15 protein-coding genes and 1 pseudogene are annotated in these 15,947 nt (G+C 46.1%); 15 read left to right on the plus strand and 1 reads right to left on the minus strand.

What is annotated here, in order from left to right; translation table 11 throughout:
* Positions 1 to 7: 7 nt before the first annotated feature.
* From H8S80_RS08360 to H8S80_RS35070, 3 genes are all read left to right on the plus strand, one after another.
* A complete protein-coding gene (locus H8S80_RS08360; protein WP_207729799.1) occupies positions 8 to 1,453 on the plus strand; it encodes an extracellular solute-binding protein in 1,446 nt (481 codons plus the stop codon).
* 8 nt (positions 1,454 to 1,461) lie between these two features.
* A complete protein-coding gene (locus tag H8S80_RS08365; protein WP_117631747.1) occupies positions 1,462 to 3,576 on the plus strand; it encodes a sensor domain-containing diguanylate cyclase in 2,115 nt (704 codons plus the stop codon).
* Positions 3,577 to 3,694: 118 nt separating this feature from the next.
* The gene (locus H8S80_RS35070) at positions 3,695 to 3,907 is read left to right on the plus strand and encodes a tyrosine-type recombinase/integrase (RefSeq protein WP_490424115.1); all 213 of its coding nucleotides are present in this window, start codon (positions 3,695 to 3,697) and stop codon (positions 3,905 to 3,907) included.
* Positions 3,908 to 4,252: 345 nt separating this feature from the next.
* Here H8S80_RS35070 and H8S80_RS08375 read toward each other — a convergent pair whose 3' ends face one another.
* A complete protein-coding gene (locus H8S80_RS08375; RefSeq protein WP_002604094.1) occupies positions 4,253 to 4,789 on the minus strand; it encodes a GNAT family N-acetyltransferase in 537 nt (178 codons plus the stop codon).
* Positions 4,790 to 5,508: 719 nt separating this feature from the next.
* Between H8S80_RS08375 and H8S80_RS08380 the strand changes: the two genes are divergently transcribed.
* The 12 genes and pseudogenes from H8S80_RS08380 to H8S80_RS08435 all read left to right on the plus strand — a co-directional run bounded on the left by H8S80_RS08380 (position 5,509) and on the right by H8S80_RS08435 (position 15,824).
* On the plus strand, positions 5,509 to 6,114 hold the full coding sequence (locus tag H8S80_RS08380; protein WP_025530819.1) for a hypothetical protein: 606 nt from the start codon (positions 5,509 to 5,511) through the stop codon (positions 6,112 to 6,114).
* Positions 6,115 to 6,390: 276 nt separating this feature from the next.
* A complete protein-coding gene (locus H8S80_RS08385) occupies positions 6,391 to 6,876 on the plus strand; it encodes a hypothetical protein (RefSeq protein WP_002604091.1) in 486 nt (161 codons plus the stop codon).
* A 51-nt stretch (positions 6,877 to 6,927) separates the two neighbouring features.
* Positions 6,928 to 7,146 carry a hypothetical protein gene (locus H8S80_RS08390; protein ID WP_002604090.1) on the plus strand — a complete coding sequence of 73 codons (219 nt, stop codon included), beginning with the start codon at positions 6,928 to 6,930 and terminating at the stop codon, positions 7,144 to 7,146.
* Between the two features lie 31 nt (positions 7,147 to 7,177).
* Positions 7,178 to 7,819, plus strand: coding sequence for a Vat family streptogramin A O-acetyltransferase (locus H8S80_RS08395; protein ID WP_117631751.1), 642 nt, complete (start codon positions 7,178 to 7,180; stop codon positions 7,817 to 7,819).
* 24 nt (positions 7,820 to 7,843) lie between these two features.
* A pseudogene (locus tag H8S80_RS08400) lies at positions 7,844 to 8,116 on the plus strand (YbaK/EbsC family protein); the annotation flags it as partial.
* Between the two features lie 23 nt (positions 8,117 to 8,139).
* Positions 8,140 to 8,790, plus strand: coding sequence for a hypothetical protein (locus H8S80_RS08405; protein WP_117631754.1), 651 nt, complete (start codon positions 8,140 to 8,142; stop codon positions 8,788 to 8,790).
* Between the two features lie 16 nt (positions 8,791 to 8,806).
* Positions 8,807 to 9,022: a hypothetical protein gene (locus H8S80_RS08410; RefSeq protein WP_117631756.1), complete on the plus strand. Its 216-nt coding sequence runs from the start codon at positions 8,807 to 8,809 to the stop codon at positions 9,020 to 9,022.
* Between the two features lie 240 nt (positions 9,023 to 9,262).
* Complete coding sequence (locus tag H8S80_RS08415) at positions 9,263 to 11,128, plus strand: TIGR03960 family B12-binding radical SAM protein (RefSeq protein ID WP_117631758.1); 1,866 nt, start codon at positions 9,263 to 9,265, stop codon at positions 11,126 to 11,128.
* A complete protein-coding gene (locus tag H8S80_RS08420) occupies positions 11,112 to 11,822 on the plus strand; it encodes a TIGR03936 family radical SAM-associated protein (RefSeq protein WP_117631760.1) in 711 nt (236 codons plus the stop codon). The genes H8S80_RS08415 and H8S80_RS08420 overlap by 17 nt, the downstream gene beginning before the upstream one ends.
* On the plus strand, positions 11,815 to 13,017 hold the full coding sequence (locus tag H8S80_RS08425; protein ID WP_181987941.1) for a ribonuclease E/G: 1,203 nt from the start codon (positions 11,815 to 11,817) through the stop codon (positions 13,015 to 13,017). The genes H8S80_RS08420 and H8S80_RS08425 overlap by 8 nt, the downstream gene beginning before the upstream one ends.
* Positions 13,014 to 14,369, plus strand: a complete 1,356-nt coding sequence (trkA, locus tag H8S80_RS08430; RefSeq protein ID WP_025530826.1) for a Trk system potassium transporter TrkA — start codon at positions 13,014 to 13,016, stop codon at positions 14,367 to 14,369. The genes H8S80_RS08425 and trkA overlap by 4 nt, the downstream gene beginning before the upstream one ends.
* A gap of 15 nt (positions 14,370 to 14,384) precedes the next feature.
* Complete coding sequence (locus tag H8S80_RS08435; protein WP_117631762.1) at positions 14,385 to 15,824, plus strand: TrkH family potassium uptake protein; 1,440 nt, start codon at positions 14,385 to 14,387, stop codon at positions 15,822 to 15,824.
* Positions 15,825 to 15,947 lie beyond the last annotated feature (123 nt).

The raw sequence follows: 15,947 nt of genomic DNA on the forward strand, positions 1-15,947 counted from the left end.
GCACAGTATGATAAAAAAACGGTGTGCCCGCCTGATGGCTGTGGTTATGGCAGTTATTTTAGTTGCGGGAAGCGGCTGTTCGCGTGGTGGGGAGGCTGAACATCAGCTGGATCCTAAGCAGCCGGTTATGATTACGGTCTGGAATTATTACAATGGACGGACAAAAAGTGCGTTTGATGATCTGGTGTCACGGTTTAACGATACGGTAGGCATGGAGAAGGGAATTATAGTGGAGAGCGTCAGCCACGGAGATGTTAACCAGCTTGCGGAGGAAACGTTCAATGCGGCCAGCAAGAGGCTGGGGGCGGATGCGATGCCCAATCTGTTCGCGGCATATCCGGAGAACGCCTACCGCATAGAGGAGTTGGGAATGCTGGTGGATTTGAACCAGTATTTTTCGGAGGAAGAGCTGAGTGCTTACCGGACCGATTTTTTACAGGATTGCAGCTTCGGCAGAGAATATGGTCTTAAAATCATGCCGGTGGTGCGGTCCACGGAGAATTTATTTTTAAACAAGACGGATTGGGATAAGTTTTCCGGCGAAACAGGGGCCGATTTGGGCAGCCTTTCTACCTGGGAGGGAACTGTAGAGACAGCGGAAGCTTATTATGAGTGGTCCGGCGGCAAGGCATTGCTGGGAATTGACAGTCTGGCCAACTATATCATTATCGCGTCCGTGCAGACGGACCGGAATATCTACAAATTTGAGAACAATGAGGCAGAGTTTTCATTTGATGAAGAACTGGCCCGTATTATATGGGAAAATCTGTATGTGCCATATGTGAAGGGATACTACGCAAATCTGGGCAAGTTCCGCTCTGATGATGAAAAGGTGGGGGATATTCTGATGTATGTGGGTTCCAGCGCAGGCTCGGCCTATTTTCCCCAGGAGGTTACCCTAAGTCAGGATAAGGTTTATAACATCGAAAGTGCTGTGCTTCCATACCCCTGTTTCCGGGAGGGGAAGCCCTGGGCGATGGTGCAGGGCGCGGGATTTGCTATGGGAAAAAGCGACACGGCCCATGAGTATGCCTCAGCGGTCTTTTTAAAGTGGCTTACCCAGGAAGAACAGAATCTTGATTTTGCGGTGGACAGCGGATATCTGCCCGTTGAAAACGGAGCGTTGGAGCAGGTATATACCAGGGCAATGGAATCCTATTCCCAGGCTCCGGAGGTGAATCCGGCAGTTGGGCTTTCTGCGCAGGCAACTCAGAAAATGCTGGCGGAATATCATTTTTATTCGAATCCGCCCTTTAGCGGCAGCTATGAAATGCGCCAGTTCTACAATGATTACATGATGACAACGGTCAACAGTGCCCGCATGAAGGTTCAGGAAGAAACAAAAAAAGGGATGCCCCCTGAGGAAGCGGAAAAACTGGTGACGGACGAAGCCCATTTTCGCATATGGTACGAGGGCTGGCTTAATAACATGGCAAAAATAGTGGGGAGTTAATTATTAATATGAAATGGAAATGGAAATCCATTGCTTCAAAATACTCTTTATTTACAGTCTGCCTGGTGCTGACACAGTCGCTGCTGGTGCTGGGGATGCTGATAGCCGGGGGAATAATAAAACAGGCCAGGGAAACAGTGTATCAGTCCTTCGAGTCTACTGTAACGCTCAGAGCCAGTTCCCTGAAGGATCAGATTGACAACCGATGGACCAATATCGACCCTTATGTCCAGGAATTGTCCCGGAAACTGCCTGCTGACTGGGATGGAAATGAGGAGAAGGCATATCTGACGGATGTTGCCGATACTCTTATCTCCATGCTCAGGGTCAGCGGAACTACAGGAACATTTGTGATTCTGCATGAAACAGGGGAGGCGAAGAGCCATGCGGGACTGTACATCAGGGACTATGATCCTGAGACGAACAGCACGGACAACAGCGATCTGTATCAGGTGTTGGGACCGGCTGATATTTCGAGAAAATATCAGATTCCCCTGGACAGTGTCTGGCATTATGGTCTCTCCCAGGAAGGCGGCAGCCAGGATTTTTACAGGATGCCAATCAGCGCGGCCGGTCAGTCCCTGGATTATAGGGCGCTGGGGTATTGGAGCGAACCATTTTCAATAACACCCGGAGACGTACCTGTCATCACCTATACGGTGCCGTTGTTTGACCAGGGCGGTGAGGTGAGAGGCGTTGTCGGCGTGGAGGTATCGGAGGAGTATATAAAAAAGCTTCTGCCTGCCAATGAATTAGCGACACAGGATTCACCGGGTTACATGATTGCCGTTTATCCGGAGGGGGAAAATTACCTGATCCCTCTGATACGGAAGGGGGAGTACCAAAAGCGGCTGTTTGGAAATGTTGACCGCCTGGAGGTGAAAGGAGAGGACGGTAAGTATTCGATCTGCCAAGTGGAGAATGCGAACAGCAGAGGAGAGATCTACGCCTGCATCAAAAGTCTGGATCTGTATAATGCTAAAAATATGCCCTACGACAGCGGAAACTGGGTGGTGGTCGGCCTGATGAAGGGGGATACATTATTCAGCTTTCCATACACCATTTTGCGGATATTCCTGTTCGCTTTGCTGGTATCCCTGGTTCTCGGTGCCATTGCGGCCGGCATTATCAGCCGCAGGATTACGAAACCCATCACAAAACTGGCGGAAAAGGTTCGGAATTTTGATTTTACCAGGAAAATAAAGCTGGAGCGGACCGGGCTTGAGGAGTTGGATCTGCTGTCGCAGGCAGTGGAAATATCCAACCAAAACCTGTTGGATTCCACGTTAAAAATGTCGCATATTATGGATCTTGTGGGTATACCGATCGGCGCCTTTGAATATAGTCCGGAGGGCGGCGAGGTCCAGGTTACAAAGCAGATATTTGGCCTTCTGAACCTGCCGGAGGAGGACGGAGGCCGCCTGTATGTGGACAATGAGGCATTTTGGGCCAGACTGGATGAGGTGCGCAAAAATCCGGAGCCGGAGGAAAGGGATGTCTACAGGGACGGTGAAACGGAGCGCTGGATTCGGATTTCAATGTCGCAGCACCAGGGAAACTCCTTGGGGATCATAGAAGATGTGACAGCGGACATGACAGAGAAGCGGAGGATTCAGTACGAACGTGATCATGACAGCCTGACCAGGATCTATAACAGGGAGGCATTCCGGAAATGCGCGGAGGAGAAGCTGCGCCAGCAAAAGGAAATCGGCACAGCGGCCATGGTTATGATGGATCTGGACGGCTTGAAAAAAGTCAACGACCGGCTTGGCCATGAGTACGGTGACCTCTATATTAAAGAGACGGCCGTGTGCATGATGAAAATTCCAAAGGAACATACTGTGGTGGGAAGACGGTCAGGGGATGAATTCTTCATGTTGCTGTACGGCTATGAGAACAGAGAAGCTCTCCATGAGCAGATTAAGTCTTTCTTTGATACACTCGACCGGCATCCAATCGTCCTGCCTGATGGTGAGCAGCTGCCAATCAGAATATCGGCCGGTGTGGCCTGGGTTGAGGAGGAGGCATACACATTCGGTAAGTTAGTCGGGCGCGCGGACGCCGCCATGTATATGGCTAAGAATTCCGGCAGAGGGAAAGTAGTGGAGTACGGTGGGGGGTGAATTTCTGTGTATTGGAAACTATGGCAATATAAAAATGAGCGTACAATCACATAATCATGAATTTGTTGCATTTGAAGTAACAGTAAAAGAGTTTTATGATTATCGGCTTTACTACCATATGATTGATGATGTTAAAATAGCAAACGGAACATATGTATCGTACCGAAATATCATATATAACTATATTAATCCTAAAATTGGTAATATGAAAATTAACAGTGTTCGGAGAGATACGTTGATTGAAGTGCGGCCGCGGCCGCTTCCGGATTTTGTCATAGAAGAGAGTATGATATTTTTTCGCTTATCACACCAGAAATTGATGCATTGTTAGGGTGTAAAGGCGTGTTTACAAAGGCTCAAATATATGCTGTAGATAGAATCAATGCTATTAAGAAAGTTGTATTTACTAAAACGGAAGATTTGCTGATTGGTAAAACAGGATATGCATACGATGGATACTGGGTGTTTTCTGTATCTTGAAAACCGCTCAAATCAAGGCTGTACTGGTTCCTATTGCGTGACTTTCATTTCATCATAGAAAGAGGGCGAAAGCCCTCTTTGCTTTCGCCCTCTTAATTGCCACATAAGCTGAGGCTGGCGAGCTTGTCAACAACGGCATGACGTTCATTTTATCGTTGATAAGGGCGGGCTGGCTTCTGCTACTTAAGTTTTGTCGTTAAAGTACATATTCCATTTGACAATCAAAGGGTTCGTTTCGGGCAATAACTTGATTGATTTCCACTGCATCTACAGAACCAACTGCTCGATAAAAAGCCTGAGATTCCTCTGAAGAATGTGCAGAAATATAAATTTTCTTTGCACCAAGCTGCCTTGCACTATCGGCAATTAATTTAAAAAGCTGTTTGCCAATGCCCTTGTTCCTATATTCTGTAGAAACTTGCATCATTAACAGTTCAAGGTACTCGTTATTTTTGCCGAAAAAATCAGCAGAAATACAGGAAAACCCTATTAACGTGTTGTCAATAATCGCTCCATAAACCACTCCGTTGTTGTTAACGCAATTAACCAATTCGGATACAATATTCCGTTTTTTTTCTAAATCCCAATCTTCAATATACGGATGATCTATCAGAACCCATTCATCATTTTGTTTTCTCCAGCAACGGCTGACTTTTTGGTAACGATTAAATTTGTCGAGAACCTCATCATGCAGATGGTTTTTGCATAGTTTTTGATAAGTGATTGTACTCATAGTAATTTCTCCTTTTTTCTTTTTGTTTGATAGTAAATGAGAAAACTGTTTTTTCCATCGCAATCACTCCTTCTTTTTTTCTTATTTATCATATCGCCGAAGCGGTATAACTTTAATTGTGGTCGTTTTCCATAGGCTTTTGCTTAAATCATCATATCATATCAAAATCGGATTTTCAATGTGACTGAGTACACTTCGAAATATACGGAAACTCCCGACCTGCTGCTGGCAGAACCAAAATAAAAGAGTTGGCCTCCATAATTATCAGAGAAAGGAGGTCAATCTATGAAGATTAGGAAAGTAGTAGGAAAGCCGCTTATTGTGCTGCTTACAGTGTCTCAGTGTATGACGGCTTTTGCCAGGACATGGAAAACTTTATTATCTGGATGAAAGCGGCCAGTTGGCAGAAGGGTGGCATCTTATTAGTGGTATCTGGTGTTTTTTTACCCGATCCATGATGGCACATACGGTGCAGCTTTCGAAAATGGCTGGTACTGGATTGACGGATACTGTTACTATAACGCCTACTTATTGAAGCAATATCAGCCCCCTGACTGCTTTGTTTCACAAGTCTGAATTATCCTGTAGAGGCCATGGGCTCTTTCACGCTCACGCTATACATATATGGCAAAATGAAGTATAATTAATCCAACGATAAATGGGCTACGTTTTTTTTGCAGAGAAGGTGTATTTCAGATTGAAAGGGCGGACAGGTGAAAATGAAAGAAATTATCAACTTCATTGAAGCGAATGTGGATGGTAAAACGTTGTTTACAAATGAATTAGTTTACAAGCTGGAAAATGGAGCGTTACAGGGCGTTTACTCTGATCAAATATCTTTTTCTAATTTAAAATATTCTCAGAGTGGATTTCAGTTGGATATGTTTATTGTATCAAATGAGAAGATATGGCTTATAGATAAGGAGGGACAACGAGAAAAATTACGAAAAGATTTCAGCGCTGTATCCTTGTTCCGATTTGAACTGGCAAAGAGAAAAAGCACTGATGGTATTACAGGGTGTTTTCGTTTCATTTCGGCTTCGGGAAAAAATGTGGCGGCAGAGGCTATCGTAAGTGGTATTTATGATTTGCGTCTTGAAAATGATGTGCTAAAATTATCAGAAGACCAAGTATTGTATCGTGACCAGCCGATACAGGGAGGGCGTTTTAAGCCCGTTGCATTTCAAGCGGAACATCGTTTTTATGTTAAAAATGAAAAGCTTCACTATGAATATGATGGCAGGTCTTTTGAGGTGGATACAAGAACCATGCAACGTAACGATAGCTCGGACACCTTTCCTCCGTTTATTTCAATAGAGAAGTAATATAACAAATCCCCAGCTTTTCAGGCAGAAAAATAAGAATTTGCGGAGGCTATTTGATAAAGTAAAAAGCGATAGGGATTGGGCTGGAATAAAATCACAAGGACCAGCTTATCAGCGGGAACATGGTTTTAATCTTTATAAACCATGATTTCAATTAGTGAATTTCCAGTTTGACAAACTGGATAAATTTGAATTGAACAAAATCGCTGCGCCACAGCCTTGGCAGGCCATCGCGCAGCGATTTTGTTCAATTGGAAGTTGAGGGAGAAAAAGATAATGGCAAATGAAAAGGCTTCATTTAGAGAGTTTCTAACGGCAGTTGAACCAAAACACCGTGCGTTTGTCGAGAAACTTAATTATAAACTTATAGAACAAGGCTGTAACCTTGTAATTAAAGAAGTAAAGAGCGGTTATGCTGCTTCATATCAATTAGAGAAGAAAACAGTAATGAATTGGGTGTTTCGGAAGTCGGGTGTATTAGCACGGATTTACGGTGACAACGCTGGCAGGTATAGAGATGTAATCGCTTCTCTGCCCGCTGATATGCAAAAGAAAATGACGGCTTCTCGTGATTGCAAGAGACTGATTGATCCTAATGCTTGTAGCGGCACCTGTGTGAAAGGTTTTGTTTATACCTTGAATGGTGACACATATAAAAAATGCCGGAATGATGGAATGTTCTTCCTACTGACAAATGAAACAGCGGAGCAAATAGCCAGGCTGGTCTGTGCGGAGGTTGCTGCCCGCAAGTCGGCTTCATAGAGACAGAATATTTTGCCTGATAAGTTTGAATTTGTACGGGAGATCATGTAGATGAAGAAGAAATCAAAAATTATTATTGCAGTTATTATTTTACTTGTGCTTTTGATACCTGTTCCAACAAGATATAAAGATGGCGGCAGTGTTCGCTATAGAGCAGTTTTGTATGACATTTCAAAATATCATCAGTTAGATTTAGAATCAGAAACAGGTTACAATGATGGGTGGAATATAAAGATTTTAGGGATATCAGTTTTTAATAATTTTGATTAATAACTTTGAATTTATCAAGGAGGATTTGAATATGCAATACGGACCGAATCCAAATGCAGTTTATCCAAATGAAGCAATTAAAAGTGTCTGCTTCATTAAAAATGTAATCACTCGCCCTAATATTACAATAGGCGATTATACCTACTATGATGATGTAAATGGTGCAGAAAAGTTTGAAGAACATGTGACCCACCATTATGAGTTTCTCGGAGATAAGTTGATTATTGGGAAATTTTGTGCCATTGCAAAGGGCATTGAATTTGTAATGAACGGTGCTAATCACAAAATGAAAAGCGTAACGACCTATCCATTTAATATCATGGGATGTGGTTGGGAAAAATGCACACCTGCCTTGGAAGATTTGCCATACAAAGGCGATACAATTGTTGGAAACGATGTCTGGCTCGGTCAAAATGTTACTGTTATGCCAGGTGTTCATATTAGTGATGGGGCTATCGTTGGGGCAAATTCAGTTGTAACAAAAGATATTCCTGCTTATCATATCGCAGGCGGAAATCCTTGTAAAATTATTAGAAAGCGATTTGATGATAAAATTATTTCATATTTGCAGGAACTAAAATGGTGGGATTGGTCACCTGAAAAGATATTCAGAAACCTTGAAGTCTTATGCAGTGGTGATTTAGAACAAATCAAAAATATTTCAGAAGTGTAAATTCCAGGTTAACACGAGGCTGTTTACAATATGGCGGAACTTTCTAATATAGAGATACCATATCCTGAATACGATGCAAAAAATCTATTTGTTCGGGATGACAAAAAAAGAAATTATTATCTCATTACTGTCAAAGGCGATAAACGAGTGAATTTAAAAGAGTTTCGTAAAAACAACAATACAAGACCATTATCCTTTGCATCGGCAGATGATTTAATGGGAATTATGGGCTTGGTACCCGGTGCGGTAACCCCTCTTGGGTTATTAAATGACACCGGATGTAAGGTGACACCTTGATTCGTTTTCCTGGAGGTGGCGGAATGAAAAAACTATATTTCTTTGCTTTTACACTCACAATTGTGTTATGGGTAGCCGCTTGCAGTGATGGTAAGAGCACATTGCCGGACGATAACAGCAATATTGTCCTGTTTCAGCTTACCCCGTCTGCCAATGGGGTAGAAGAGTTCCTGAAAATCAGTGAAATAAAAATGTTGTATCAGAATGAGTTTTGCTATAATGTTACACCACAAACGATTTCCGATGAATACGGCTTTCAAATTTTCAAGCTGGATCAATGCTGCGCGGGTTTTCTTTTGTATGAAAACGAGACATATAATCTTGGCGAGTACTTCGGCGGATTAGGAATCACATCGTTTGCTGTTGCAGATATCGACCAGAATGGTAAAAGCGAACTGTACTTTACTTACTCATGGGGATCAGGTATCCACCGGTCGTTGGCCGGATATTTTGACACACATAATAAAGAGGTTGTTCTGTTTGATTATTCCTATTTTAATAAGGATATGGTTTTTGTTAACGAGAACCATTCATTATCGCTCTATGAGGCAGACGTAGACGTGAAATCTTTTGTGGATATCTCTCTGCTGCAAGGCGAAGAAAAAGTCGGCGATATTGTATTTGATTCGGATAAAATACAGCTGATAACATCACAGGAAGCCAATTCAGGCTAAGAAGGATAATTTAATTTTGACAACTTTAAAAGAATTGTCCATAGCGCTGGGACATTATGATGAGTTGTTTACATTAAATGTCTATACGGGCTCGGATCAAATTATCAGCCACGGGGTTCCGGAATTTGACAGCTTCATTGACGAGATTCTTCCGTCTGATGAGCCACAGGTGATCGATTGTGCATTTTCACCGTCCTTTCTTGATTATGTTCTGCCGAATGGTGTTGCTTAATACTGTGAAATGCCTTATAATTATGCATTGTGGCATATTGTGTTATCCCATGTTAAGTAGTCGGGATAAAAAAGATTTGTCGTTTTTTTCAAAAAAGGGCCCGATTTTCTTGAAAAAAGGGGTGAAAAAGGAACAAATAAGAGCAAATCAGGATGTATTTTCAAGCTCTTTTCAATTCAGTTTGGCCCTTTGCGCAAACCAAAAATACTGTGCAGACAGCACAATAAATAAGGAAAAAGAATGAGAAAACTAGCTTTAAATGATGAAATATTACTAAGTATTCAGCAGCCTGCCCGTTACATTGGGGGCGAGGTAAATACAGTAAATAAGGATCCGAAAAAAGTGGACATCCGCTTTGCCATGTGCTTCCCCGACGTGTACGAAATCGGTATGTCGCATCTCGGCATGCAGATTCTCTACGATATGTTCAACCGCCGGGAAGACATCTACTGCGAACGTGTCTATTCCCCATGGACCGATTTAGACAAGATTATGCGGGAAAAGAAGATTCCGCTGTTCGCCCTGGAATCGCAGGAACCGGTCAGAGATTTTGATTTCTTTGGAATCACGCTTCAGTATGAGATGTCATACACGAACATTCTGCAGGTTCTGGATCTGGCACAGATTCCGCTTCACGCGGCGGACCGGACGGAGAGTGATCCCATCGTCATCGGAGGCGGCCCCTGTGCCTATAATCCGGAGCCCCTGGCCGATTTCTTCGACATGTTCTATATCGGTGAGGGAGAGACGGTTTATTTCGAACTGATGGACCGCTATAAAGAAAATAAGAAACAGGGCAGGAGCCGCCGTGAATTCCTGGAACAGGCCGCCGAGATTGAAGGTATCTATGTTCCGGCCTTTTACGATGTGGAATACCATGAGGACGGAACCATAAAAAGCTTCCGCCCCAATAACAGCCATGCGAAGGAGACCATCACCAAGCAGCTGGTGGTGAACATGGACGACGCATACTATATCGAGACTCCCGTGGTTCCTTTTATCAAAGCGACTCAGGACCGCGTGGTTCTAGAGATCCAGAGGGGCTGCATCCGCGGATGCCGTTTCTGCCAGGCCGGCAACGTATACCGTCCGCTGCGCGAACACAGCCTCGAATATCTAAAAGATTACGCCTATAAGATGCTGAAAAGCACGGGACACGAGGAGATTTCCCTGAGTTCCTTAAGCTCCAGCGATTATACGTACCTGGAAGGGCTTGTGAATTTCCTGATCGATGAGTTCAAGGGACAGGGCGTGAATATTTCCCTGCCCTCCCTCCGAATCGACGCATTTTCCTTAGACGTCATGAGCAAGGTACAGGATGTAAAGAAGAGCAGCCTGACCTTTGCCCCGGAAGCCGGCTCTCAGAGACTCCGCGACGTAATCAACAAGGGACTGACGGAAGAAGTGATCTTACAGGGCGCGAACGACGCCTTTCATGGCGGCTGGAACCGTGTGAAGCTTTACTTCATGCTGGGTCTTCCGACGGAGACGAAGGAGGACATGGAAGGCATTGCCGAACTCTCTGAAAAGGTGGCGGAAATCTACTATGAGATTCCGAAGGAACAGAGAAACGGTAAGGTCAACGTAGTGGCCAGTTCTTCGTTCTTCGTACCAAAGCCGTTTACTCCATTCCAGTGGGCCCGCATGTGTACGAAAGAAGAGTTTATCGAAAGGGCTTACATCGTCAAGGACAAGTTCCGGCAGATGAAGAACCAGAAGAGCCTTAAGTACAATTACCACGAGGCGGATTTAACCGTATTGGAAGGAGTTCTGGCACGCGGCGACAGAAAGACCGGAGCGCTGATCGAGGAAGCCTATAAAAACGGTGCCATCTACGACTCCTGGTCCGAATACTTCGACAACAGAATCTGGATGAAAGCCTTTGAGACCTGCGGCCTTTCCGTGGATTTCTATACGACGAGAGAACGAAGCCTGGACGAAGTTTTCCCATGGGATTTCATCGACGCGGGTGTTTCCAAGGAGTTCTTAAAGAGAGAGTGGCTGAACGCCATTGATGAAAAATTAACGCCGAACTGCCGACAGAGATGTTCTGCCTGCGGCGGGATGCGTTTTGGAGGAGGTGTCTGCTATGAAAGTAAGAATTAAGTTCTCGAAGCAGGGCCCCGTTAAATTTATCGGTCATCTCGATGTCATGCGGTATTTTCAGAAGGCCATGCGGCGTGCCGGCATCGATATCAAATACAGTGAGGGCTTCAGCCCCCACCAGATCATGTCCTTTGCGGCTCCCCTGGGGCTCGGCCTCACGAGCAGCGGAGAGTACATGGACATTGAGGTAAATTCCATGAGCGACTGCGATACCATGGTGAAACAGCTGAACGCGGTTATGGTGGACGGAATTGAAGTTCTGGAGTGCCATAAACTGGAGGACAAGGCGAAAAATGCCATGTCCATCGTGGCCGCCGCGGACTATACGCTTACGTTCCGCGAGGGAAAAGCGCCGGAGGATCTGGAAGCCTTTTTTGCAGGCCTGAAGGAATTTTATCAGCAGGATCAGATTCTCGCAGTGAAAAAGACAAAAAAGGGTGAGCGGGAGATGGATTTAAAGCCGGCCATCTACGAGCTTACCACAGAAGGAGACCGTATCTTCATGAAGGTTTCCGCCGGAAGCCAGGACAACTTAAAGCCGGAGCTGATCATGGAGACGTATGACCGGTGGCGGGGCGAGTCCTGCCCGGAATTCGCCTTTCTAATCCAGCGGGAAGAGGTCTACGGCAATACCGGTGATGAAGAACACAGAAACCTGGTACCTTTGGGACTTATAGGTGAAGAAGTTGAATAAGCTCATCATTACGAGATGGAACGGAGCAATCCTTACGATGGTTCAGTCAGATGGTGATACCGTCTCCCTGAACCTTGAGCCGGAGGAAGAGCGTTCCATTCTCGGCAGCATTTATATTGGTAAAGTAAAGAACATCGTGAAGAACATTGGGGCGGCCTTCGTCGAGATCGGAGACGGCTGTATGGGATATTTAAGCCTTGCGGACGGCTATATTCATCATGCCTCCGCCGCCAGTCCGGATGGGAAGCTGAGGGCCGGCGATGAGATCATCGTACAGGTTGACCGTGACGCAGTCAAGACAAAGGCACCCGTCCTTACCGGCAATTTAAACTTCACGGGGCGCTACATCGTCCTGACGGCCGGTAAACGGCAGCTGGGGTTTTCCTCAAAGCTGTCGGATCTGGAGTGGAAGAAACGGATCAAACCCATTCTGGAAGCAGAAAAGGAAGAGGATTTCGGTATAATTGTGAGAACAAATGCGCCGGAAGCCTCTTTTGATGCGATTCTGGAAGAACTTAAGAGCTTAAAGGCGTTATACCGCAGAGTCATGGAGGACGCCCTTCACCGGACATGCTACAGTCTCTTATACCGGACCCCTCCGTCGTATCTGACTGATATCCGCGACAGCTTTCACGGTTCTCTGGGAGCGATCGTGACGGATGAGACCGATATTTACGAGGCCATTCAGGCTTATCTCAAAAGCTTTCAGCCCGGAGACTTACAGAAGCTGACATTTTATGACGACGCCCTGCTGCCGCTGTCCAAGCTTTACAAAGTGGAAAAATTCATGAGTGAAGCGCTGGGCAAACGGGTATGGCTGAAATCCGGCGGCTATCTCGTCATCGAGCCTACGGAGGCGCTCTGCGTGATCGACGTCAACACCGGGAAGTACTCCGGCAAAAAGAATCTCCATGACACGATTATGAAGATCAACACGGAGGCGGCCGTGGAAATCGCCCGCCAGCTGCGGCTGCGCAACTTATCCGGAATCATCATCATCGATTTCATCGATATGGAGACAGAAGAGGATCAGCGGGAACTCTTATCCGTATTGTCCCGGGTTCTGGCAAAGGATCCGGTTAAGACATCCGTTGTGGAAATTACAAAACTGAATCTGGTGGAAGTCACCAGGAAAAAAATACGCAGGCCGTTCCATGAACAGGCCGCGCTTATAAAAGGGAAGGCAGACACATGAAAATCATAATTGTCGGGTGTGGGAAGGTAGGAACTACCCTGGCCGAACAGTTGAACAACGAACATCATGACATCACGATCATTGATAAGAACACAGCTGTTCTAAGCGCTATCACTGAGCGGATCGACGTCATGGGTGTCGTGGGAAATGGTGCGGTTTACAAGGTTCAGATGGAGGCGGGAATCCAGGAAACAGATTTACTCATCGCCACCACCAATTCAGACGAGTTAAATATGCTCTGCTGTCTGATTGCAAAAAAAGCAGGTAACTGTCATACGATCGCGAGAATCCGGAATCCGGAATACAACTCGGAAACGCGTTATATCCGGGAGGAGCTGGGGCTGTCCATGGCCATCAATCCGGAGATGGCTGCGGCCATGGAGATCTCCAGACTGCTTCGCTTTCCGTCGGCCATCAAGATCGATACCTTCGCCAAGGGCCGTATCGAGATTTTAAAATTCCTCGTTCCCGACCACTCGAAGCTCCATGCCATGAAGGTCCGTGACGTTCTGGACAAGCTTCGCTGTACCGTCCTGATCTGTGCGGTGGAGAGGGGAGAGGAGGTCATCATCCCCAGCGGTGATTTCGAGATGCAGGCGGGAGACAAGATCTCCATCATCGCGCCTCCTGCAGAATCCACGGAATTCTTCAAGCAGGCCGGAATCATCAATAATACCATTAAAACCGCCATGTTTGTGGGCGGCGGCAAGATCACGTATTACGTGGCAAAGCTTCTGGAAAACACGAAGATTCAGATTAAAATCATCGAACAGAACGGCGAACGCTGCAACGAGCTCAGCGAGCTGCTGCCAAAGGCCATGATTATCCACGGCGACGGTTCTGATCAGGAGCTGCTTTTACAGGAGGGCATCCGCCAGACAGAGGCATTTGCATCCCTGACCGGATTCGACGAGGAAAACATCATGCTGTCGCTGTACGCGGCCAGCCAGTCGAAGGCGAAGCTGATCACAAAGGTCAATAAGATAGCCTTTGAAAATGTAATTAACTCCATGAATTTAGGCAGTGTGATCTATCCCAAGTTAATTACCTCTGATTCCATCCTGCAGTACGTGCGCGCCATGCAGAATTCCATGGGCAGCAATGTGGAGACGCTCTATAAAATCGTGGCTAACCGCGCCGAGGCTCTGGAATTCCGCGTGATGAACGATCCCTCGATCGTCGGCATTCCGCTGGAAAAGCTTCGCTTAAAGGACAATCTTCTGGTTGCCTGTATTAACCGCAATGGAAGGATCCGGAGCCCCCGCGGCAAAGATGTTATCGAAACCGGCGACCGTGTCATCATCGTTACCACCAATACCGGATTAAATGATTTAAAGGATATACTAAAGTAGGAAAAGGCGAAGGAAATGAATAAGAAAATTATCGTCTATCTTCTGGGATGGATTATGAATATGGAAGCCATCTTTATGCTGCTTCCATGTGTGGTTGCTGCCATTTACCGGGAAAGCAGCGGAATCTGGTTCCTGGCCGTCATGGCGGTATGCGGAACGACCGGTCTTCTTCTGACACGCAGGAAACCGGATAATATGGTATTCTTCGCCAAGGAGGGCTTTGTCTCTGTTGCATTGAGCTGGATTGTGCTCAGTTTTTTCGGTTCCCTGCCTTTTTACTTAAGCAGGGAGATTCCCCGTTTTGAGGATGCCATGTTCGAGGTAATCTCCGGTTTTACGACGACGGGAGCCAGTATTTTAACGGATGTGGAAGGTCTGTCCCACTGTATGCTGATCTGGAGGAGTTTTACACACTGGATCGGAGGCATGGGTGTTCTCGTGTTTATTCTCGCCATCCTTCCGCTGGCAGGCGGTTATAACATGTACCTCATGAAAGCGGAGAGCCCGGGGCCATCTGTAGGCAAGTTGGTTCCAAAGGTTAAATCCACCGCCAAGATTCTCTACGGAATCTATTTCTTCATGACAGTGGTGGAGGTCATCCTCCTGCTTGTCGGCGGCATGCCGCTGTTCGATTCGCTGGCAACCAGCTTCGGTACGGCCGGTACCGGCGGTTTCGGCATCAAAAACAACAGCATTGCCTTCTATGACAGCTATTATCTCCAGGGAGTCATCACCGTGTTCATGATACTCTTTGGCATTAACTTTAACGTGTATTACTTATTCCTGATTCACCATCCGAAGGACGCGCTTCGCTGCGAGGAGGCGAGGGCTTATCTGGGAATTATCGGCGTGACCGTTCTTCTCATCACCCTCAATATCCGCGGAAGCTTTACCAGCATCTTTGCGGCCTTCCACCACGCGGCGTTCCAGGTAGCATCCATCATCACGACCACCGGCTTCTCCACGGTAGATTTTGACAAATGGCCGGAATTCTCCAAGGGCCTGCTCGTCGTATTGATGTTCATCGGCGCCTGCGCCGGAAGTACGGGCGGCGGCCTCAAGGTATCCAGGGTCATTATTCTGCTTAAATCGGTGAAAAAGGAGTTATTTTCCCTGCTTCATCCGAGAAGTGTCAAGATCATAAAGATCGAAAGCAAACCGGTCGAGCATCAGGTCATCCGGTCCATCAATACACTTCTGGTGGCTTACCTGGTGATTTTCGTTCTCTCGACCGTGATCGTAAGCCTCGATAACTTTGATTTTACAACGAATTTTACCGCTGTAGCGGCGACCTTCAACAACATCGGACCGGGACTCGGCGCTGTCGGCCCCACCGGCAATTTCTCCGGCTTCTCGGCCATGTCGAAATGGGTGATGATGTTCGATATGCTGGCCGGACGTCTGGAGGTTTTCCCGATGCTTCTGCTGTTTGCACCATCCACATGGAAAAAGTAAATATTTTTGTCAAAAAAAGCACAGAGGGCTGAATGGATATTCTTTCCCTCTGTGCTCTTTGCATCCTGTTCGCAGCCGCGATACTTCCTTCTATTTATCGCAATCTCAGTCAATATACCTATT

It is taken from the genome of Hungatella sp. L36, from assembly GCF_014288035.1.